Below are 20,743 nucleotides of genomic sequence, written 5' to 3' on the forward strand. Positions count from 1 at the left end.
ACTTTGATATGGAATCTCATAAAGTTAGTGCCCTAGAGAATCCATTTGGTCCCAAAGTATTGGGGTGAACGGCAACTGTAAACTATGTGGTCGGTACCGGATGTAAACCATGTGTCCGGTACGGACCTTACACATCTTGGTGGGTCGGGCGAGATTCGAACTCGCGACCAACGGATTAAAAGTCCGCTGCTCTACCGACTGAGCTACCGACCCAGTTAAGCCATAAATTATAGCAAGAAGTTTGTAGGCGATCCCATGGTCTGCGGCGTCTGCCCGTAAGCCCTTGTAGTTACAAGTAGCTTATGTGTTCGCTCTTCTGGCGACTGGTGGATTTTTGGAAAAATAATCCTTAATCCCCTTCAGAATAGCCTCAGCAATGCGGTCCTGGTAGCCATCATCATTCAGTCTGACTTCTTCTTGAGGATTACTAATAAAGGCAGTTTCTACCAAGATAGAAGGGATGTCTGGTGCCTTTAAAACAGCAAAGCTGGCTTGCTCTACCTTTCCTTTATGTAAGGGCGCAAAACCACTAATTTGCTTCAGAATAGAGTTTCCAACCTGCAGCGAGTCTTTAATCTGAGCAGTGGTTGACATATCTAGGAGTAGATTAGCTACCTGTCGATCTTGGGTCTTGATATTGATGCCACCAATCAAGTCTGAAGCATTTTCTTTATTAGCCATCCAGCGTGCCATTGAACTACTAGCACCCATTTGCGAAAGCGCAAATACGGAAGCACCTTTGGCGTGTGGCTGAATAAATGCATCCGCATGGATAGAAACAAAAAGATCCGCCTCAACTCGTCTGGCTTTTTGTACTCTCACATGCAGAGGTACAAAATAATCACCATCTCTAGTTAAAAAAGGGCGCATATAGGCTTCACCCTCTATCTTGTCTTTGAGTCGTTTTGCAATCGAGAGTACTACGTGCTTTTCTCTAGAACCTAATGAGCCGATTGCACCCGGATCTTCGCCACCATGACCAGGATCAATGGCAATGGTGATCAGGCGTTTGTACTTAGCAACTGCCGGAGCTTCTTTAGCCTCTGGTATGGCTTGTGCTACTGGCGACTTTGGCGCTTCTTTTTTAGTAGCAAACTGCGCAATAAAATCCACTTCTTCATTTGATTTAGCTAGAGCACTTTCTTTACGAGCGCTGCTTTTTACTAACTCCATCAAGGGATCAGGTGGAGTGGTAGGGTACAAATCAAAGACCATGCGGTAGTTGTATTCACCAACGGGGTCTAATGTGAAGAGTTGAGGTTTGATCGGTTCTTTTAAGTCGAATACCAAGCGCACTACTCCTGGCTGAAACTGACCTACTCTTACTTGCGCAATATAAGGATCATTAGGCTTGACCTTGGCTACTAAATCTCTCAAAGTGGGGTTGAGCTCCAAGCCTTGCACATCAACTACCAGGCGATCAGGATTGGTGAGGATCTGCTGGCTAATAGGCAATGGTGTATCGGATTCCAGAGTGATGCGGGTGTAGTCCTCTGATGGCCAGACACGTACACCCAATATCTTGGCGCCCCAAGCAATCTCCACTTCTGTAAAAAGCAGTGCAAAGCTCAAGAACTTGGCTGAAGTTTTGAGATGCTGCCTTCGCGCAAGATTCGTTTGTCGAATAGTTTTTTTAATACCCATTTACTTGCTTAAATTCTGTATTACATGATTCAGAACATGGTGGCCATCATTCAGGAGTGCTGTTATCGTCACTGATCTCTCATTCTCATCTACGCCCGGGAGTAATTCAATTTGTAGATCGAATGGTGGAAGAGTGCCTACAGCTTTTTCTGGCCACTCAATTAAACAAAAGCCAGGGATATCAAAATATTCTCCAAAACCAGCTTCTTGCCACTCCAGAGGATCACGCATTCGGTAGAGGTCAAAATGATGCGCGGTAAATTCACCACTATTGGTTTTGAGTGTGTAAGGCTCGCACAAGGTATAGGTTGGACTTTTGACCTTGCCCGCATAAGCCATTGATTGAATCAAATATCGTGCGAAGGTGGTCTTGCCTGCCCCTAAATTGCCAACTAGGGAGATATTGAGATGTCCCTGTGGATTTTGCTCCATAAAACCAGTAATGCTGGCGGCAAGTTGTTTGGCAAGGCTGGCGGTATCCGCTTCCTGCCTACAATGTTGCTTAATTATTGCTAATGGTGTTTCTGGGGTTTGAGCCATTGTTCTAGTTTATTCAATTATTGCGCTACATTCTCTATTCATATGCCTTTATCTGCCCATTCCTCTGCTCTAGACGAGTCCAAGTTACGTGCTTGGCTTGGAGAAAAGGCCATGGAGTTGGGGTTCGATGGTTTGCGCATTACGGATACCCACCTGGGCTTGGCAAGCGAGCGTTTGCAGGAGTGGTTGGCAGATGGGCGTCATGGCCAGATGGAATACATGCAACGCCATGCAGATCTGCGTGCTGATCCACAGCGATTAGTGCCAGGTACTGTACGCGTCATTTGCGTCACCATGAACTATCTGCCACCCGACATCAATCTTGATACTGAGTGGCAACGCATAGAGGATCCCTCTCAAGCGGTGGTCTCAATGTATGCCAGAGGTCGCGACTATCACAAGGTTTTGCGTCATCGCTTGCAAGAATTTGCCAAAGCTATCGAAGAAAAAATTGGCGCTTTTGGACATCGTGTATTTACGGATTCAGCCCCTTTAATGGAAGTTGAGCTTGCTCGTAAAGCGGGTTTAGGTTGGCGTGGAAAACATACGCTCTTACTCAATCGTGAATCTGGCTCTACCTTTTTCTTGGGTGAGATCTTGGTCGATGTACCACTCCCAATCGATGAAGCGCAAGACGAACATTGTGGTACTTGTCAGTCGTGTATCGATGTTTGTCCAACACAAGCCATTACTGCGCCATATCAATTAGATGCACGCCGCTGTATCTCCTATCTCACCATTGAGAACCCTCAGGCCATTCCAATGGAGTTTCGCAGAGCAATGGGTAATCGGGTTTATGGCTGCGATGATTGTCAGTTGATTTGTCCATGGAATAAGTTTGCTAAGCGCACACAGTTGCCAGACTTTGCACAGCGTCATGGTTTGGGACAGGCCACTCTTTTACATTTGTGGTCATGGACTGAAGCAGAGTTTGAAGAGCGTCATGAAGGCAGTGCAATTCGACGCATTGGTTATAGCCGATGGCGCCGTAATCTCGCGGTCGCAATGGGTAATGCCCTAGCCAATCCAGTAGTAGCTAATGCAGATAAGGAAGCTATTCGAAAAGCCTTGAGTGAAGGTCTCTCATCAGCAGATACACTCGTTGCGGAACATATTGAGTGGGCTCTCAATCCCATTCCTTAGGCAAGCTTAGACAATAATGGAGCCTAGCTCTTACAATTAGCCTATGTCATCAGCCGACCAACCTTATATTGATCCTAGCGAAATTGCATTAGAGGGTTCGGCAGCGGAGCGCTTTAAAAGTCCTCGCGATGCATTTTGGGTGGGAATGCGTGATGCAGCTGGAGCACCTGCCATGGTGCTCTTTGCTGGCATGGTGGGTTTTGGAGCCATGGGCAAAACCAATGGCTTTGATGTTTGGTTCACCACCTCTACCTCATTTTTTATGTTTGCCTTGCCAGGGCAGGTGGTCTTACTGGAAATGGCAATCACTGGTTCATCCGTCATTGCAATTGCTTTGGCAGTAACCTTAACTTCGACCCGCTTCATCACGATGACGTTGACACTCTTTCCGCAGTTTCATCAGAAGGATCGCAATCGGAGCTTATATGCTTCCGTTCATTTATTGGCTATGACGGCATGGGCAATTTCGATGCGTGAGTTTCATGCGATAGAGACTAAGCACCGCTTGGCCTATTTTGTAGGCCTTGGTTTACTCTGTTGGTTAATTTCGATTCCTGGGACGATCTTAGGTTTCTATTTAGCTGGCATGGTGCCGCCTGCTGTAACGCTGGGTCTAGTCTTTATTAATCCACTCTTTTTCTTATTAACGTTTACTGAAGTCAAACCTTGGATTAATCGCATTGCTCTTTGCATGGGTTGTATTTTTGGCCCTATCTTCTTTTTAATTGATCGCGATACCAGCTTACTGACAGCAGGTCTTGTAGGTGGGACTTTGGCTTATTTTATTGATCGCAAGTTCTTGCGTAAGAAAGCCGGAGTAGTAGGGTAATGAGTCCAATGGATACGATGACAAACGCGCTCTCGGGATGGGGTTTGTGGATTGCTCTAGTAGGCGCCTGTATTGGCACTTATTTCTGCAGAGCGATTGGTGTCATGCTTTCTCAAAGCATTAATCAAGAAAGCGAAATCTTTCGTTGGTTAGCGGCGGTGACCTACACCATGGTTGCTGCCTTGACGATTCGCCTGATCGTCATGCCTTTGGGTTTAATGGCTACCGTGCCTTTGTGGATTCGGATTTTGATTTGCGCCTTAGCGATTGGCGTGATGGTTTCTAAACCTTCTAAGCGTTTGGTTCCAGCCTTATTGACTGGAACCTTGCTGATGGTGGGTTATGGCGTGATTCGCTAAGCTTTTCATTCATCTGAAAGATGTGCCGCTAATATTCTGGCGATATGTACCGCTTCACGTTGCGTGCCGTCTGCAATTTGATGACGGCAACTAGTGCCATCCGCTACTACCCAACTATCGGGTGATTTACGAATGCTCGGTAATAGGCTCGCTTCAGCCATTTGCTTAGATACCTCGATATGCTCGGCTTCATAGCCAAAGCTACCGGCCATGCCGCAGCAAGACGATTCAATTAATTGAGGCTCTGCGTTAGGAATGAGTTTGAGTAGTTCCATGGCAGGTGTCACAGCTGCAAAAGACTTCTGATGGCAATGCCCATGAAAAAGGACCGGCTTACTGGCGGCTTTGAGTTGCAGGTTGAGTTTGCCTGCTTTCGCTTTGCTGGCTAAAAACTCTTCTAAGAGTTGCGCATGCTGCGATACGGTCACTGCTCGCTCACCAAAACCCATCACTAAAGCCTCATCTTTTAAGGTAAAGAGGCAAGAGGGCTCAAGACCAATAATTGGAATATTCTTTTGCGCGTAGGGCGCGAGATGATCGATGAGCTCACCGAGTGTTTCCTTGGTTTTATCCACCATGCCAGCTGCAAGGTAAGTTCTGCCGCAGCAAAATTCTTTGGAGCAAGTGTTTTGTTCTTTATTTTTAGCCTTGTTCTGACTCTTGTGCGGAATATGAATACGATAGCCAGCAGCAGTAAGAACGGTTATTGCCGCCTGCAAATTTTCATCTTCGAAGTAAGCATTAAAGGTATCGGCTAATAGCACTACCCCTGGTTGATTTGATAAGGCCTCAGGACTAAATTGATAGGGTGCGATTGCTTTTGGCTTACTCCAGAAAGTATTACCTTTCCAAATTGGCAAACTTCTTTGGGCGGAGATACCCATGATCCATTCTTGTAGCTTGGCAATTGGTGCAATGTGATTGCGCAGATTGAGGATCACTGGCAAGAGTGGAATACTGCTAATCGTGCCGGCATACTTGGGAAGATACGCCACTGCTAGATCACGTAAAGAATGACCAACCCGTTTCTTATAGGCTGATAGAAACTCAATTTTCATCTTGGCCATATCAACGCCAGTAGGACATTCACGCCGACAGGCTTTGCAACTCACACACAATTCCATCACCTCTTTAATGGCATCGCTGCCAAGTGGTGAAGTCTCGTCTTTGATATCGAGTTGATTGGAGAGTGCTAAGCGTAAGGTATTTGCTCTGCCGCGGGTCAGGTGTTTCTCATCCCGAGTCACACGATAACTGGGACACATCACCTCCGCATCAAACTTACGGCAGTGGCCATTGTTATTGCACATCTCAACTGCTTTAGCTAAACCCATTGCGGGATCACCACCCGTGCCGGGCGCGGTAGTTTCTTCAGTAACAGGATTATTTTGTACGTTCCAGGCTGACCAATCTAATGCAGGCTGTAATGGAATCACTTGATAACTTGGCGAAAATCGAAAGTTACTCGCATCATCCATCTTTGGTGGATTAATAATCTTGCCTGGATTAAATAGTCCCTGAGGATCAAAGGCATGCTTGATTTCTGCAAGGGCTTCAGTGATCTTGGGGCCAAATTGCCATGAGATCCATTCACCACGACACAGGCCATCACCATGTTCACCACTGTAAGCACCTTTGTATTTACGTACCAAGGCAGATGCTTCTTCGGCAACAGCACGCATCTTTTGGGCGCCATCTCTGCGCATATCAAGAATGGGTCGGACATGCAAAGTACCAACTGAAGCATGGGCATACCAAGTGCCGCGTGAACCGTATTTAGAAAAGACATCCGTTAAGGCTTGGGTGTAATCTGCCAGACTCTCTAGCGGAACTGCGCAGTCCTCAATAAAGCTCACTGGCTTGCCATCACCTTTTAAGCTCATCATGATATTTAGCCCCGCTTTACGCACCTCCCATAAATTCTTTTGCAAGGAAGCGTCTGGCATAGATACCACTGAACCGGGTAAGCCTAAGTCACCCATGAGCTCTTGTAATGCCATGATTTTTTCAAGCAAGGGAGCATGCGCTTCCCCTGAAAACTCTACCAACAGAATCGCTTCTGGAGTTTGCGCAGTATGGTCAATCAGTGCAGTCTCAATCGTCTTCTTAAAACTGGGATTACTGCGTGCTAGATCAATCATGGTGCGATCGACTAACTCTACTGCAGTAGGTCCAAGTTTCACAATGTGTTGAGCACTATCCATGGCTTTGTAAAAGCTCGCAAAGTTCACAATGCCAAGCACCTTATGTTTCGGTAGTGGTGCAAGTTTGAGTTTGAGAGATTTAAAGTAAGCCAGCGTACCTTCGCTACCCACTAAAAGATGTGAGAGATTCACGCTGCCATCTTGCGTATAAGGTAGTTCACTTTGAGGGTGAAAGATATCGAGGTTGTAACCAGCGACTCGTCTGAGTACTTTCGGAAAGTGAGCTTCGATCTCTGGTTGAAGTGTGTTTGCTAAACCTTTTACAAAGTAACCTAACTGCTTAGCAACACCAGAGCTATTGGCGTAATTACCAAACTCGGCAATTTGACCATTCGCCAGCCAAGCATTGATACCCAAGACGTTATGCACCATATTGCCGTAAGCAATAGAGCGGCTTCCACAAGAGTTATTACCTGCCATGCCTCCAATCGTGGCCTGCCCAGCAGTGGATACATCTACTGGATACCAAAGACCATGTTGCTTGAGGGAGCCATTGAGATGGTCCAGCACAATACCTGGCTCAACTTCCACGTAGCCTTGATTGAGATTGAGATCAAGAACATTTCTGAAGTATTTGCTGTTATCAATCACCAGTGCAGCGCCAGTAGTCTGGCCACACTGACTGGTGCCACCACCCCTTGGTAATACTGGTACACCAAGCTCAGCCGCAATCTGAATGGCTGTAGCAATATCTTCTGCGGTCTTGGGGACAAACACTGCCACTGGCATGGCTTGATAAATAGAGGCATCGGTAGCGTAGCGACCACGACTTGCGCTATCGGTCATCACTTCGCCAGACGTTTCTTGGCGTAGGCGCTTTGCTAAGGTCGCTTGATCAATCATGACTTCTTTGAGGTCTAAGGGCTTATTCATTTAGCCATCTCCAGGCTGCTTGTTTCTGCTTTCAGAAGTTGCACGACAACATCGCGCTTGTTCTGTACGTGCTGAATCATGATCTTGCGCATTCTCTGGCTATCACGTGCTTTTAAGGCATCGAGCATCTCTTGATGTTCTTCAACTGCCTTTTCCCATTTGACGCCGTCTTGGTTGGAGCGAAAGCGTAGCGCCTCGATACGAGTATTTACTTGAGTAAAGAGACGAGAGAGTACAGGGTTGTTCGCTGCTTGATTAATTAAATGATGGATACGTAGATTGAGTTTGTAATAACTCGATAAATCACGGCGCGCATACGAAGCCATCATTTCATACTGGAGCGCCTCTAATTCAGAGAGGCTGGCATCAGTAATATGATTTGCAGCCAGCTCTCCAGAGAAGCCCTCTAAGTCGGCAATCACATCAAAGGTGTGAATGACATCTTCCAAACTCAATTGCACAGCAATCGCTCCACGATTGGCGATCAACTCTACTAGGCCATCGGCAGCCAAGCGACGAATCGCTTCCCGAATCGGTGTGCGAGAAACGTTCAGGCTTTCAGCTAATTCACGCTCATTCAGTTTGCTGCCTGGTGCAATCTTTCCCTCTACTAAGAGTAATCTGAGTTTTTGGAAGATTGCCTCATGCAGATTCTGGGAATTTGGCTGCTCTGTGACCGTCATATTGAGAACCTATAATTTGTATACAAAAATATCAATAAGTCATGATAAAGCATAAATTATGGCTTTAAATGCTTAAATTAAGGTTTATTTTTAGATTAAATGAAAATAAATTGTATACAAAATGGAAAATTGCCAAAATTTGTCATACACTAGCGGCTGAAACGAGTTCCTAGAATTCACCCCCTTTTAAATACCTAAACCCATCCATAGCGAGACAAAGCATGTTGAAACTTGATAACCACGCATCAGGACGCCATTTTTTACATATACCTGGTCCAAGCCCAGTGCCTCCACGCGTATTACGCGCCATTAGCTATCAAACCATTGATCATCGTGGCCCCGAGTTTGGTGCGTTTGGCTTAAAGGTTTTGGATGGTATCAAGAAGATTTTCAAAACAGAGCAGCCGGTGATCATTTATTCCGCTTCCGGAACGGGATCATGGGAAGGCGCTTTAGTGAATGTTCTCAATCCTGGCGATACAGTCTTGTTTTATGAAACTGGTCAGTTCGCCAATTTATGGCGCGCACTTGGACAACGCCTCGGTCTGAAGGTCGAGGTCGTTGGTAAATCTGGACAAGACTCTTGGCGTTGGGGTGTAGATGCTGCAGTGATTGAAGAGCGTTTGCGTAAAGACACTCAGCATGAAATCAAAGCTGTATGCGTAGTGCATAACGAAACATCGACTGGCGTTACTTCAAACATCGCCGCAGTACGAAAAGCGATCGACTCCTTAAAGCACCCCGCTTTGTTGTTGGTTGATAGCGTCTCTGGCCTTGGATCTGCAGACTACGAGCATGACAAGTGGGGCGCGGACGTGACTATTTCTGGTTCGCAAAAAGGTTTGATGTTGCCTCCAGGTATTGGCTTTAATGCCTTGTCAGCAAGAGCCATTGAAGTGAGCAAGCAAAACAAAATGCATAAAGCGTATTGGGCATGGGATGAAATATTGGAGTCCAATAAAAACGGTTACTGGCCAACTACACCCAGTACGAATTTAATGTACGGTTTGCATGAAGCGATGGACATGATGATGGCTGAGGGTTTGGACACAATCTTTGCGCGTCATCAGCGTTTGGCTGCCGCTTGTCGTGAAGCTGTTCATGCTTGGGGGCTCGAAATTCAATGTCAGGATAAGGATTGCTACTCTCCAGTGTTAACTTGTATCGCTACACCTGAAGGTATGGATGCCGACAAATTACGCAAACATGCTTTGGAGAAATTTAATCTCTCCTTAGGAACAGGCCTTGGAAAAATTAAGGGCAAAGCATTCCGGATTGGTCATTTGGGTGACTGTAATGAGCTCAATTTGATGGCTGCTTTAAGTGGGGTTGAAATGAGCTTGGGTGCTATGGGCTTTACGCCTAAGGCTAGCGGTGTAGTGGCTGCTCAAGAATTCCTCAAATAACCACCATTTAGACCCTTTCGGTTGCGTATAGGGCAAAGGCAGGGTGCAGATCGTCCGGGGTCAGACTTAAAGGGCTGAGCCTGGCTGCAGCCATTATAATTCAGGCACTTGTATTGATGGTACTTTCATCACATAAAACATATTCGAGACAATAGTATTTAAAAAGGATTCAACATGTTGGCAACTAAACCTTATTTAACTCAAGCGGATGCTCAAAAGATTCTGGATGCAGCCAACAAGCATGCCGCTGAAAATAATTGGGCAGTCACGATCGCTGTTTGTGATGATGGTGGACATGTACTAGGTTTGACCCGTCGTGACGGATGCGCACCAGTATCTGCTTACATTGCTCAAGAAAAAGCACGCACTGCTGCCATGGGTAAACGTGAAAGCCGCGTATATGAAGAAATTATTAATAATGGTCGCACCTCTTTTTTATCTGTCCCACATATTTCGGGCATGTTAGAGGGTGGGGTCAATATCGAGGTAAATGGGTTTACCATCGGCGCAGTCGGCGTTTCCGGCGTTAAATCGACCGAGGATGCCGAAACCGCTAAGGCCGGCATTGCGGCCATCCTGTAAGTTACCTTGATCAATACTGCTACTGAAATAAATTCATCTACAGGGCTTGGCGACTTAGTCGTTCCTAGCGCCGACCCTAGTGTTACCCCTCCAGCAACAATTACTTTTGCTGATTTTGGTTTAGACCCGCTGATTCAAAAAGCGGTTGCTGAACAAGGCTATAACACTCCCACTCCGATTCAAGCGCAATCTATTCCGCATGTTTTAGCGGGGAGCGATTTAATGGGTGCTGCACAAACTGGTACTGGCAAAACAGCAGCCTTTGTATTGCCAATCATTCAAAAGATTTTGCGTCATGCTAGCAACAGCGCCTCACCCGCACGCCATCCGATTCGCGCCTTAGTCTTAACTCCAACCAGAGAGTTGGCGGTGCAGGTAGCAGAGAACGCTGCTAACTACTCGAAGCATACGGATCTGCGCGCAGCTGTGGTCTATGGTGGCGTGGATATGAAAGAGCAAGTTGCTATCTTGCGTAATGGTATTGAGATCTTGATTGCCACACCAGGTCGCTTACTTGATCACATTGGGTCTAAAGTGGCTAATTTGTCCCAGGTAGAGATTCTGGTGCTAGATGAAGCCGATCGTATGCTCGATATGGGTTTCTTGCCTGATCTACAACGCATCATTAATTTGATTCCTGCGCAAAGACAGACCCTGTTGTTTTCGGCAACCTTCTCACCAGAAATTAAGAAGCTCGCGCAGAGTTATTTGCGTACACCGGTGACGGTAGAAGTAGCTCGTCAAAATGCTGCGGCCGACACGGTTAAGCAAGTCATTCATATGGTGTCAGCAAGTGATAAGCAGCGTGCAATTGTCCAAGTCTTAGAAAACCGTACGCGTCAAGGTTTATCGCGTCAGTGCATCATCTTCACCAATAGTCGTTTAGGTTGTGCCAAGTTAGCACGGGCCTTAGAGCGTGATGGTATTAAAGCAGGTGCGATTCATGGCGATAAGAGTCAGGGTGAGCGTACCTTAACTTTGGATGCATTCAAGTCTGGCGCGATTGAAGTGTTGGTGGCGACAGATGTGGCAGCGCGGGGTTTGGATATTCCAGATATGCCTTGCGTGATTAATCATGAGTTGCCTTATAACGCTGAAGACTTTATTCACCGCATCGGTCGAACAGGTCGTGCTGGTAGTACAGGGGATGCGATTGCTTTAGTAGATGCCAGTGAAAAGCGTTTATTAGACGATATTGAAAAGCTAATGAAACGTAAGTTGGATATCCAGCCTTTGCCTGAGGGTGCTCCTGCTTATGCCAAGCCATCTACTAGTAGTAATGCCCCAGCAAAAATGTCAGACCCATTTTTCTATAAACCTTATGAGCCTAGCGCCGCACCACAGTCATCCGATGTAGTAAAGCCAGAAGTGAAAAAAGTGGGTATTGTGGCCGCTAAGCCAGCAGTTGGCGCCTTATTGGGCGGTTTCAAAAAGAAGTAATTAGCTCCAGGCATGAGTGGCTGCCAAGAGCCACTCTGCAATGGTGATCCTCTCACCATCAGGTAACCCAACCAATCCTAAATGTGTTGCAGCCTTGCGAAGCTCTACAAGAGAATGTGTTTGATCTTGTGTATTAATTTGGGTTGCTAAGGTTTGCTTACTCAATTTTTCGCCGTGTTCATCTAATACCAAGGGGAGATGTTTGTAATGAGGCGTTGTGTATCCCAAAAGAGTTTGTAAATATATTTGCCTAGCGGTGTTGCTTAGCAAATCTTCGCCACGTACGATATGGGTAATACCTTGCTCTGCATCGTCTACGACTACGGCGAGTTGGTAAGTAAAGAGACCATCACTTCTGCGCAGGATAAAATCCCCGACTTGTTGATTGAGATTCTGACTTTGAGTGCCGAGGGCCAAATCCTCAAAATCAATCTGGCAATTTGGGGGCAGCGCAACTCGCCAAGCAGCCTTTAGGTCTGAAATTTCAGAACTTGTATGGCTCTCTAGTTGACTTGGTCTGCACGTTCCTGGATAAACCATCTCTTGATTGCGCGGTGTTTGAATTCCAAGCTCCGCTAGGGTGTTGGTAATTGTTTGCCGAGAACAGGTGCAGGAATAGAGGCATTTGAGCTCATTGAGGCGTTCTAAAGCCTTTTGGTAGCGATCCTGATGTTTTGACTGAAAGGTGGGGGCTTCATCCCAGAAAAGGCCACATGCGAGCAATTGGGACTGAATGAGCTGATCAGCCCCAAGGATGCATCTAGGGGTATCCAGATCTTCTATTCTGAGCAGCCATTTACCACCATTTTTACGGGCATCTAACCAGCTTCCTAGGGCAGCGACCAGCGATCCCGCATGGAGTGGTCCGGTAGGCGAGGGGGCAAATCGCCCGCGATAGCCGTCGGCTGGGGATGAAGGGTTTTTGAGCTTGGACACAGCTAAAATCATCTCATGGCTTTACCCCGTTTTGTACATCTCCGCATTCATTCCGAGTTTTCGATTACGGATGGAGTTGTGCGCATTGATGATGCAGTAGCTGCAGCTGCCAAAGATGAAATGGGTGCCTTGGCTCTCACCGATTTAAGTAATTTATTTGGCCTAGTGCGGTTTTATACAGCCGCTCGCTCTGGTGGTATTAAGCCGATTGCCGGTGCAGATGTTTGGGTCAGTAATTCCCAAGATCCCGATCAACCTCATCGACTGTTATTGCTAGTACAAAACCATTCTGGCTACCTCAATCTTTGTGAGTTACTCAGTAGAGCCTCTTTGGATAATCAATCACGTGGTCGTGCCGAAGTAGATTCAGCTTGGTTTAGTGAACCTGCTGCAAAAGCGGAAGATAAGAAAGCCAATAGAACACTCTCTTACGGATTAATTGCACTGTCAGGTGCGCGTATGGGTGAGCTTGGTGTCGCATTGTTAGCAGGTCAAGAAGATCAAGCTAAAAGCGTGGTGAGACGTTATGAAAAACTCTTCCCCAAATCGTTTTACATTGAAGTGCAACGCGGTGGTCATCCGCAAGATGAAAAGCAACTTCAGCTGGTATGCCATTTAGCCAATGAGTTAGATCTACCGGTAGTAGCGACACACCCAGTGCAGTTTATGCAAAAGAGTGACTTTACAGCGCATGAGGCACGCGTTTGTATTGCTGAGGGTGAACTGCTGGGCAACCCGCGTCGTCAAAAGAAATTTAACGATCAGCAGTATTTCTTAACGCAAGCAGAGATGGAAAAGCGCTTTGCAGATTTACCAGCAGCTTTGGCGAACTCAGTTGAGATTGCGAAGCGTTGCAACTTATCTCTGGTTCTAGGTCAGCCACGCTTGCCAGATTTTCCGACGCCACCAGGCATCACGTTGGATGAGTATCTTTTAGCGCAATCTGAAGTTGGTCTCAAGCGTCATATGGAGCGCAACTTTCCAGACCCAGAAGAGCGGGCTAAGGAGATGTCTCGTTATCACGAGCGCTTAGTGTTTGAGGTTAAGACGATTTCTCAAATGGGCTTTCCTGGTTACTTCTTGATCGTTGCAGACTTTATTAACTGGGCTAAAAACAATGGCGTCCCTGTCGGTCCGGGTCGTGGCTCAGGCGCAGGTTCTTTAGTGGCTTACTCTCTCGGCATTACCGATCTCGATCCACTCCGTTACAACTTACTCTTTGAGCGTTTCTTGAATCCAGAGCGGGTATCAATGCCCGACTTTGATATCGACTTTTGTCAGCACGGTCGTGACCGTGTGATTCAGTACGTGAAAGATAAATACGGTAAGGATGCTGTCAGTCAAATTGCGACTTTTGGCACGATGGCTGCCAGAGCAGCGATTCGGGACGTGGGCCGGGTTTTAGAGCAGGGCTATAACTTTGTTGACGGGATTGCGAAGCTTGTCCCCAATAAGCCAGGTCAATACATGACCATTGAAATAGCGAAAAAGGAAGAGAAGCAATTAGCCGAGCGTGAAAAGAATGAAGACGAGGTCCGTCAATTACTCTCATTGGCGCAGCAACTCGAGGGCATGACGCGTAACGTTGGCATGCATGCTGGTGGTGTTTTGATTGCCCCAGGTCGACTGACAGATTTTTGTCCGCTGTATACCCAAGAGAGCAAAGATCAAGATAGTAGCTCTGTCATTAGCCAATTTGATAAGGATGATGTTGAAGCTATTGGCCTAGTGAAGTTTGACTTCTTAGGTCTTACGACGCTCACTATCTTGGCGGCAGCAGAGCGCTGGATTAAAGCGCTGCATGCTGACCGTAAGGATTGGAGTATTAGCGATATTCAACTCGACGATGAGCGAGCTTTCGACGTATTGAAACGGGCGAATACGGTTGCGGTATTCCAGCTAGAAAGTCGCGGCATGCAAGGCATGCTGCGCGATGCTAAGCCTGACCGCTTTGAAGACATTATTGCGTTAGTGGCCCTGTATCGTCCTGGTCCGATGGATTTGATTCCAGACTTTATTGAGCGTAAGCACGGTCGTCAAAAAGTAGAGTATCCAGATCCGCGTATTGAACCCGTTCTGCGTGAAACCTACGGCATCATGGTGTATCAAGAGCAGGTGATGCAGATGGCACAGATGATCGGTGGCTACTCACTTGGTGGTGCCGATATGCTCCGCCGTGCTATGGGCAAGAAAAAGCCAGAAGAGATGGCACAGCATCGCAAGATCTTTAGTGATGGTGCAAAAGCAGGTGGTATCTCCGAAGGAAAGGCTAACGAGATCTATGACTTGATGGAGCGTTTTGCGGGGTATGGATTTAATAAATCTCATGCTGCTGCCTATGCTCTCTTAGCTTATCAAACTGCTTGGCTCAAAGCCTATTACCCTGCTGAATTCATGGCAGCCAACTTATCGCTCGCGATGGATGACACCGATAAGGTGAAGATTTTGTATGACGATTGTTTGACAAACCAAATTCGGGTGTTCTCGCCCGACATCAATACGGGTGTCTATGAGTTCACGCCCTTGCGGGCACCCGATGCTGCGCCTGATGCGCCGATCAGTCATATTCGCTATGGTTTAGGAGCGGTTAGGGGTACTGGTGAGTCAGCGATTGAAGCCATTGTCAAAGCACGCGAAGCCGATGGACCATTCAAGGACCTGTTTGATTTCTGCGCTCGTGTAGATCGCAGACAAGTGAATCGGCGTGCCATAGAAGCACTGATGCGTGCAGGTGCGTTTGATAGCCTCTACAAGGATTCCCTAGTAGCTGGCGGCAATCTCTATGACATTCGCTCTACCTTGCTGGCTTCTTTGGCAAGAGCGATTGAAGCGGCTGAACAGGCAGAAGCCTCGATTCATCAGGTAAGCTTATTTGAGGTTGCTGGCGAGGATCATCAACATCAGCCTGAGCTGGTACGCGAGCCTATTTGGTCTGAGAAAAAACGTCTCCAAGAAGAAAAAACGGCTTTAGGACTGTGTTTGACTGGTCATATGTTTGATGCCTACCGCGAAGAGACCTCTCATTTCATTCGCCAGCCATTAGCGAAAATTACCGAAGGCAAAGATCAACTGATTGCCGGTATTGTGACATCGGCACGTATGTTGACAGGCCAACGCGGCCGCATGATGATTGCGACGATTGACGATGGTACTGCCGCGCTAGAGGTCACTTTGTATAGCGAGGTCTATGAGCCCAATCGTTCCTGGCTAAAAGAAGATGAGCTCCTGATTGCTAAAGTAAATGTGACGCCAGATAAGTTCTCTGGTGGCATGCGAATTGTGTCTGAGGCGGTCATGGATATTACTGGGGCGCGGATGCGCTTTGCGCGCAATGTGCATGTAAACCTGGATTCAGCGGTAGACATCAGAATGCTGCGTAGTCAAATTGGACCTTACCTCATGGCCAATCGCACCCGAGACCCGAAGCTTGGTGCGCCTGTGCCAAGCCCCAATACAAATGATGGAGTAAAAGGTTTGATGTTGACGGCAGCTGTGACTACAAGTGGCGGTGCTTGCTTAATGCAGTTCCCAGAAGAGATGCGCATTTATCCGGATGACGCCTGCTTGCATAGTCTCAATCAATTGCTGACTTCAAAACAAAAAGACCCTGTGCAAGTTCAGTATCACTAGCCTTTATTTTCTTTCTAAGATCTTTTCTACTGCCTCAATGACTTGAGTGGGTTCTAGTAGGTCCAAGCATTCGCTATTACTATCTGCGCGATCTAAACAACCAGCCTTACGACACGGTACACATTCCCCGGGGCCTTGCAAGATGGTGATGTTACCAACTGTTTGTGTGCGAGCGCGTAATTGATAAGGTTGCACGCCAATAAAGCCATTGGGCCATGGGCCAAAATTGGTGGGTGGTGTAGCGCCAAATAAAGTAATGATTGGCGTATTGCAGGCTGCTGCTAAATGGGTGATGGAAGTATCTACTCCAATATACAAACTAGCTGCACGCAATAAAGATCCTGCTTGAGGGATAGATAGTTTGCCCGCAGTATCAATCACCTTTTGGCGAACGTTGAGTTCTAACAAGGATAGGATGTCATGGTTTAGTTGCAAGTCTTGTTTTGCTGGTGAAGCGCTTAGCACCACCTGAAAGCCACTATTGACTATATGAGTAATGAGCTTCTGCCAATAGCCAAGAGGCCAGCGTTTGTAGGCTGTCAGAGGGCCTGGATGAATCACGACATAGGCTTGAGTCAGTTTGCTGGCAATGACTGGTGTCAAAGGCTCGCCAATAGGCGGTGTGACATTAATCGGGTTTGCAAATAAATCGCTAGGGTTTCTGAAGAACACTTCCAGTAGGCGCAGCTTTTCAGCAATGACATGCTGTGTAAAGTAATCTACCTCAACGGTATGCATTGAAATGAATTTTTTCCAAGCATTTTGCTTATTTGCATTACTTTGCTTGCCTTGAGGATGTCCACCCAAAACGCCTACTCTACGAAATGCAGCAACCAAGCCATATAAGTAAGCACGATCGCTTGGCTGAGTCACAAAGGCGAGGTCATAACGCTGAAAGAGTTGGTTAAACAATGAGAGGTATTCGCCAAACCCAGGTCGGTCAGAGGTTTCAATAATCTGGTCAATATCTGGATTACCCTTGAGCATATCGAGCTTGCCCTTGTATCCCAGAAAATGAAATTCAGCATCGGGCCACAGTTCACGCGCTTTGCTAATTAATGGTGTTGTGACCAGTACATCGCCAATTTGCCGAGTCGCAATGAATAATACTTTTTTGGGCTTTAGGGTGGAGAAGTTGGTCATATGGATCGCTTACATTGCCTTTGCCAAAATCTTTTCACGCACACGTCGCGCATTTTCAGCAGCATTGCTCTGATCATGAATTTGATGAAAGAGATGCAATACTTCGGTAGACCATGATCCTGATTTGCGCTTGATATGATGCCGCTGTAAACGAAATACAAAGTCAGCATCCTCGTGACCCCAGCCGGTCATGGTCTCGTCAAAGCCATCAATTGCTTGCGCATCAGTTTTCCAGCAAGCCATGTTGCAACCCTTAATACGACGCCAAACAAATTTTTTATAGTCACGCCAAGAACCATTGCCGAGTTTGATTTTGAGCGGCCAGTATTTATTAATACCAGCATTTAGACGGTACTCCAAAAGCTTGGAGATAAATAGCTTAAAGTCCCAGCGGGAAGTGGCTAGTAACTCTTGTGTTAGTTTTTCATTGAGCAGGACTCGGCTACCAGTAACGAGAAAACCCTTTTGTGCAAGCTCGCGATGACGAGCAACAAAATCCGGCTGAACCAGGCAGTCTCCGTCTAAAAAGATGAGGTAATCACCTTTAGCTGCTTCAATCGCTTGGTTGAGAATTTTGGTTTTTCGAAAACCTTGATCTTCTTGCCAAAGGTGCGTTATTGAAAGTGAATGCGTTGATTGAAAGGCATCAATGATTTGTTTAGTGCTCTCAGTTGACCCATCATCGGCGATGATGATTTCAAAATGATGGTCTGTTTGAGTAGCTAGCGATTCTAGGCAGAGCTTCAGGGCTTGCGGCCAGTTATATGTAGCCAGCAAAATCGAAATCATTTACGCGCTTCCTGATGGAGATGCCAGAGCTTGATGTAGCGGTAATATGTTCCCTGACCATTGGAGATGGCTAAGGCAAATCCTTGACCCCCATCCAAAAATCCAGCGCGAATAATATAAGTACGTATAAATGCCCAGATGCCGTGTATGACTGCTTTTAAGGGGCTACTTGTTTTGCCTTGGGCAAACGCTTGCTCAGCAGAGGCTGTGGAATAACGATCCAGTTTTTGCAGCACCTGAGAGTAGTTCATGAAACTGTAGTGCAGCATGGGGTTTTCTAGCTTTGCGACAGCGCCATTGGGAATGAGTCGCTCATGAACTAAATCATCTGAGAAGCGGGCAGTGCCTCGCTTAAAGAGCCGGTCTACGTAATCTGGGCTCCACCCAGAGTGGCGAATGAAGCGGCCGCAGTACCAAGACAGTCTGGGAATGGCAAAACAATTGATCTGGGGGCTATGGTGAACTGCTGTCACAATTTCTGACCTGAGTGCAGGGGTGAGTCTTTCATCGGCATCTAGGGACAAAACCCAGTCACCCGTAGCCAAGTCCAAAGCGCGGTTCTTTTGGGGACCAAAACCGGGCCAATCCGAGGGCTGAGCAATCGTCGCGCCATACTTTTGGGCGATTTCTAGGGTGTGGTCAGCGCTGTTGGTGTCGACCACCACAATCTGCTGGGCAATGCCTTCCAGGGAGGCTAGACAGTCGTCTAAATTGGCCTCTTCATTGCGGGTGATGAGTATGACTGATAAGGTGGGCATAATTGATTATATGAATGCAAAAGACCGGACCGCTCTAAATCGCTTAATTACCTATCTTAAGCCCCATATTGGGCTGATTATCGGCTCTTTGTGCGCTATGGCGCTCGTCGCTGGAGCTGAGACATCAATCCCAGCATTAATGAAGCCTTTGTTAGACGAGGGATTTACTGGGCAGTTCAATAGCAAATTATGGCAAATCCCAGTCTTTTTGGTTGGCCTGGCTTTAGTACGCAGCTTGGCTCAATTTTTATCCAATTATTTACTCACGCGTGTTATTAATGCCGTCTTGCTTAAGTTGCGAGTTCAAATGTTTCATTCCATGCTGAACTCGGGTACCGCTTTCTTTCAAAAAAATTCTGCTTCTACATTAATTAACGGGATTGTGTTTGAAGTTAATGGTGTTCTATCTGTGATGGGTGGAATGTTGATTACCTTAGTGCGTGACTCGCTGACTGTTATTGGTTTAATGGGCTATTTGATTTATCTCAATTGGAAACTCACGCTGGTTGTACTCATTATTTTCCCGATCATTGCATTTATTATGAATCGAGTTAACCGTCGCTTAAGATCGCTTAACCGCGAACAACAAAAACTTACCAGCTCTCTGGCATATATTGTTGAGGAAGTGGCGGCTGGTTATAAGATGGTCAAAGTTCATGGTGCACAAGAATATGAAATGGGACGTTTTAAACAAAAAGCAGAGCGCTTACGCCAGTTTGCTTTGAAGTCAGCTGTAGCGGGGGGTCTTAACCAGCCCATCACACAATTAGTTGCCTCTATGGCGCTGTCTATCGTATTGGTAATTGCCTTGATGCAGTCTGCCACTGAAGGTACTACAGTTGGCGGTTTTGCAGCTTTTATTACCGCAATGATGTTAGTGATCTCTCCTTTAAAGCACCTTGCTGATATTAATCAACCACTGCAACGCGGCCTTACTGCCGCAGAAATGGTTTTTTCTTTAATGGATGAGCCTTTTGAAGAGGCTGAAGATCGTAAGTTGAATATGAAGCCTTTGGATAAAGCCAAAGGTGCAATCCGATTTGAGAAGGTGGGTTTCTCATACCAGCAAGAGGCGGGGCGTAAAGATGCATTGACCAATATTGATCTCACGATCAAGCCTGGCGAAATTGTTGCGTTTGTTGGACCTTCTGGTGGGGGCAAGTCAACCTTAGTCAACTTACTGCCTCGATTCTTTAAGCCAACCAGTGGCCATATTTACTTAGACGACTTGCCCTTAGAGGATATTGTGCTGGCGGATGTTCGCAAGCAACTTGCCTTTGTAAGTCAGGATGTCATTTTATTTAATGACACGATTGCTGCCAATGTAGCGTATGGCGCGGCCAGTGAAGAGGGTGTTGATCGTGGTCGGGTGATCGAGGCTTTAGAGGGGGCCAACTTGAGCGCCATGATTCGTGAGCTTCCCGAGGGGATTGATTCGATGGTGGGTGATAACGGCAACCGTTTATCTGGCGGCCAACGTCAGCGTTTGGCAATTGCTCGAGCTATCTATAAAAATGCGCCGATTCTGATTTTGGACGAGGCTACTTCCGCCTTGGATTCTGAATCAGAGCGTCAAGTGCAAGATGCTTTAGAAAGATTAATGGCTGGTAGAACTACCTTGGTGATTGCGCACCGCCTCTCCACGATTGAGCATGCAGACCGAATTGTCGTTTTAGAGCACGGTAAGATTGTGGAAAACGGCTCACATGAAGAATTGATCAAGCAAGATGGACTGTATGCCAACTTACATCGCATTCAATTCTCTAATGCGTAAGCTTGCTTCA

16 protein-coding genes and 1 tRNA gene are annotated in these 20,743 nt (G+C 46.7%); 8 read left to right on the plus strand and 9 right to left on the minus strand.

The window, feature by feature from the left end:
* Nucleotides 1-137: 137 nt before the first annotated feature.
* The 3 genes from ICN21_RS10500 to tsaE all read right to left on the minus strand — a co-directional run bounded on the left by ICN21_RS10500 (nt 138) and on the right by tsaE (nt 2,184).
* Nucleotides 138-213: transfer RNA gene (locus tag ICN21_RS10500), tRNA-Lys, on the minus strand.
* An 87-nt stretch (nt 214-300) separates the two neighbouring features.
* Nucleotides 301-1,644, minus strand: coding sequence for an N-acetylmuramoyl-L-alanine amidase (locus ICN21_RS10505; RefSeq protein ID WP_216178381.1), 1,344 nt, complete (start codon nt 1,642-1,644; stop codon nt 301-303).
* The gene (gene tsaE / locus ICN21_RS10510) at nt 1,645-2,184 is read right to left on the minus strand and encodes a tRNA (adenosine(37)-N6)-threonylcarbamoyltransferase complex ATPase subunit type 1 TsaE (protein ID WP_216178382.1); all 540 of its coding nucleotides are present in this window, start codon (nt 2,182-2,184) and stop codon (nt 1,645-1,647) included.
* 42 nt (nt 2,185-2,226) lie between these two features.
* Between tsaE and queG the strand changes: the two genes are divergently transcribed.
* Genes queG through ICN21_RS10525 form a run of 3 tightly spaced genes read left to right on the plus strand, consistent with a single transcriptional unit; the run spans nt 2,227 to nt 4,515 of the window.
* Complete coding sequence (gene queG, locus ICN21_RS10515) at nt 2,227-3,327, plus strand: tRNA epoxyqueuosine(34) reductase QueG (RefSeq protein ID WP_216178383.1); 1,101 nt, start codon at nt 2,227-2,229, stop codon at nt 3,325-3,327.
* Between the two features lie 43 nt (nt 3,328-3,370).
* Nucleotides 3,371-4,156, plus strand: a complete 786-nt coding sequence (locus ICN21_RS10520) for an AzlC family ABC transporter permease (RefSeq protein ID WP_216178384.1) — start codon at nt 3,371-3,373, stop codon at nt 4,154-4,156.
* The gene (locus ICN21_RS10525) at nt 4,156-4,515 is read left to right on the plus strand and encodes an AzlD domain-containing protein (protein WP_215296582.1); all 360 of its coding nucleotides are present in this window, start codon (nt 4,156-4,158) and stop codon (nt 4,513-4,515) included. The genes ICN21_RS10520 and ICN21_RS10525 overlap by 1 nt, the downstream gene beginning before the upstream one ends.
* A gap of 5 nt (nt 4,516-4,520) precedes the next feature.
* Here ICN21_RS10525 and ICN21_RS10530 read toward each other — a convergent pair whose 3' ends face one another.
* Together ICN21_RS10530 and ICN21_RS10535 are read right to left on the minus strand one after the other, a co-directional pair.
* Complete coding sequence (locus tag ICN21_RS10530; RefSeq protein WP_216178385.1) at nt 4,521-7,592, minus strand: FAD-binding and (Fe-S)-binding domain-containing protein; 3,072 nt, start codon at nt 7,590-7,592, stop codon at nt 4,521-4,523.
* The gene (locus ICN21_RS10535; protein WP_216178386.1) at nt 7,589-8,275 is read right to left on the minus strand and encodes a GntR family transcriptional regulator; all 687 of its coding nucleotides are present in this window, start codon (nt 8,273-8,275) and stop codon (nt 7,589-7,591) included. Before ICN21_RS10535 ends, ICN21_RS10530 begins: the two co-directional genes overlap by 4 nt.
* 221 nt (nt 8,276-8,496) lie before the next feature.
* On the opposite strand from ICN21_RS10535, the gene ICN21_RS10540 reads away from it, so the two are divergent.
* The 3 genes from ICN21_RS10540 (at nt 8,497) to ICN21_RS10550 (ending at nt 11,703) form a co-directional block, all read left to right on the plus strand.
* Nucleotides 8,497-9,681 carry an alanine--glyoxylate aminotransferase family protein gene (locus tag ICN21_RS10540; RefSeq protein WP_216178387.1) on the plus strand — a complete coding sequence of 395 codons (1,185 nt, stop codon included), beginning with the start codon at nt 8,497-8,499 and terminating at the stop codon, nt 9,679-9,681.
* A 177-nt stretch (nt 9,682-9,858) separates the two neighbouring features.
* The gene (locus tag ICN21_RS10545) at nt 9,859-10,263 is read left to right on the plus strand and encodes a heme-binding protein (RefSeq protein WP_215320789.1); all 405 of its coding nucleotides are present in this window, start codon (nt 9,859-9,861) and stop codon (nt 10,261-10,263) included.
* Between the two features lie 6 nt (nt 10,264-10,269).
* Nucleotides 10,270-11,703 carry a DEAD/DEAH box helicase gene (locus ICN21_RS10550; RefSeq protein WP_216178388.1) on the plus strand — a complete coding sequence of 478 codons (1,434 nt, stop codon included), beginning with the start codon at nt 10,270-10,272 and terminating at the stop codon, nt 11,701-11,703.
* Here the strand turns inward: ICN21_RS10550 and gluQRS are convergent, their stop codons facing one another.
* Nucleotides 11,704-12,651, minus strand: a complete 948-nt coding sequence (gene gluQRS, locus ICN21_RS10555; RefSeq protein WP_216178389.1) for a tRNA glutamyl-Q(34) synthetase GluQRS — start codon at nt 12,649-12,651, stop codon at nt 11,704-11,706.
* Nucleotides 12,652-12,654: 3 nt separating this feature from the next.
* Here gluQRS and dnaE point away from each other — a divergent pair, with 3 nt between their 5' ends.
* Nucleotides 12,655-16,269: a DNA polymerase III subunit alpha gene (dnaE, locus tag ICN21_RS10560; protein ID WP_216178390.1), complete on the plus strand. Its 3,615-nt coding sequence runs from the start codon at nt 12,655-12,657 to the stop codon at nt 16,267-16,269.
* A gap of 3 nt (nt 16,270-16,272) precedes the next feature.
* Here dnaE and ICN21_RS10565 read toward each other — a convergent pair whose 3' ends face one another.
* Genes ICN21_RS10565 through ICN21_RS10575 form a run of 3 tightly spaced genes read right to left on the minus strand, consistent with a single transcriptional unit; the run spans nt 16,273 to nt 18,959 of the window.
* Complete coding sequence (locus tag ICN21_RS10565; protein WP_216178391.1) at nt 16,273-17,412, minus strand: glycosyltransferase family 9 protein; 1,140 nt, start codon at nt 17,410-17,412, stop codon at nt 16,273-16,275.
* 9 nt (nt 17,413-17,421) lie between these two features.
* A complete protein-coding gene (locus ICN21_RS10570) occupies nt 17,422-18,201 on the minus strand; it encodes a glycosyltransferase family 2 protein (RefSeq protein WP_215319928.1) in 780 nt (259 codons plus the stop codon).
* Nucleotides 18,198-18,959: a glycosyltransferase family 2 protein gene (locus tag ICN21_RS10575; RefSeq protein ID WP_216178392.1), complete on the minus strand. Its 762-nt coding sequence runs from the start codon at nt 18,957-18,959 to the stop codon at nt 18,198-18,200. Before ICN21_RS10575 ends, ICN21_RS10570 begins: the two co-directional genes overlap by 4 nt.
* A 10-nt stretch (nt 18,960-18,969) precedes the next feature.
* On the opposite strand from ICN21_RS10575, the gene msbA reads away from it, so the two are divergent.
* Nucleotides 18,970-20,733, plus strand: coding sequence for a lipid A export permease/ATP-binding protein MsbA (gene msbA / locus ICN21_RS10580; protein WP_216178393.1), 1,764 nt, complete (start codon nt 18,970-18,972; stop codon nt 20,731-20,733).
* The last annotated feature ends 10 nt before the right edge of the window (nt 20,734-20,743 follow it).

This window comes from Polynucleobacter sp. AP-Feld-500C-C5 (assembly GCF_018882265.1).
GTDB lineage: Bacteria > Pseudomonadota > Gammaproteobacteria > Burkholderiales > Burkholderiaceae > Polynucleobacter.

Excerpts from the sequence above, each read along its gene's own strand:
- ICN21_RS10565 (WP_216178391.1), bottom strand. The coding sequence starts at position 17,412 with ATGACCAACTTCTCCACCCTAAAGCCCAAAAAAGTATTATTCATTGCG.
- ICN21_RS10520 (WP_216178384.1), top strand. The coding sequence starts at position 3,371 with ATGTCATCAGCCGACCAACCTTATATTGATCCTAGCGAAATTGCATTA.
- dnaE (WP_216178390.1), top strand. The coding sequence starts at position 12,655 with ATGGCTTTACCCCGTTTTGTACATCTCCGCATTCATTCCGAGTTTTCG.
- ICN21_RS10570 (WP_215319928.1), bottom strand. The coding sequence starts at position 18,201 with ATGATTTCGATTTTGCTGGCTACATATAACTGGCCGCAAGCCCTGAAG.
- ICN21_RS10505 (WP_216178381.1), bottom strand. The coding sequence starts at position 1,644 with ATGGGTATTAAAAAAACTATTCGACAAACGAATCTTGCGCGAAGGCAG.
- gluQRS (WP_216178389.1), bottom strand. The coding sequence starts at position 12,651 with ATGATTTTAGCTGTGTCCAAGCTCAAAAACCCTTCATCCCCAGCCGAC.
- ICN21_RS10575 (WP_216178392.1), bottom strand. The coding sequence starts at position 18,959 with ATGCCCACCTTATCAGTCATACTCATCACCCGCAATGAAGAGGCCAAT.
- ICN21_RS10540 (WP_216178387.1), top strand. The coding sequence starts at position 8,497 with ATGTTGAAACTTGATAACCACGCATCAGGACGCCATTTTTTACATATA.
- ICN21_RS10530 (WP_216178385.1), bottom strand. The coding sequence starts at position 7,592 with ATGAATAAGCCCTTAGACCTCAAAGAAGTCATGATTGATCAAGCGACC.
- tsaE (WP_216178382.1), bottom strand. The coding sequence starts at position 2,184 with ATGGCTCAAACCCCAGAAACACCATTAGCAATAATTAAGCAACATTGT.
- msbA (WP_216178393.1), top strand. The coding sequence starts at position 18,970 with ATGAATGCAAAAGACCGGACCGCTCTAAATCGCTTAATTACCTATCTT.
- queG (WP_216178383.1), top strand. The coding sequence starts at position 2,227 with ATGCCTTTATCTGCCCATTCCTCTGCTCTAGACGAGTCCAAGTTACGT.
- ICN21_RS10535 (WP_216178386.1), bottom strand. The coding sequence starts at position 8,275 with ATGACGGTCACAGAGCAGCCAAATTCCCAGAATCTGCATGAGGCAATC.
- ICN21_RS10525 (WP_215296582.1), top strand. The coding sequence starts at position 4,156 with ATGAGTCCAATGGATACGATGACAAACGCGCTCTCGGGATGGGGTTTG.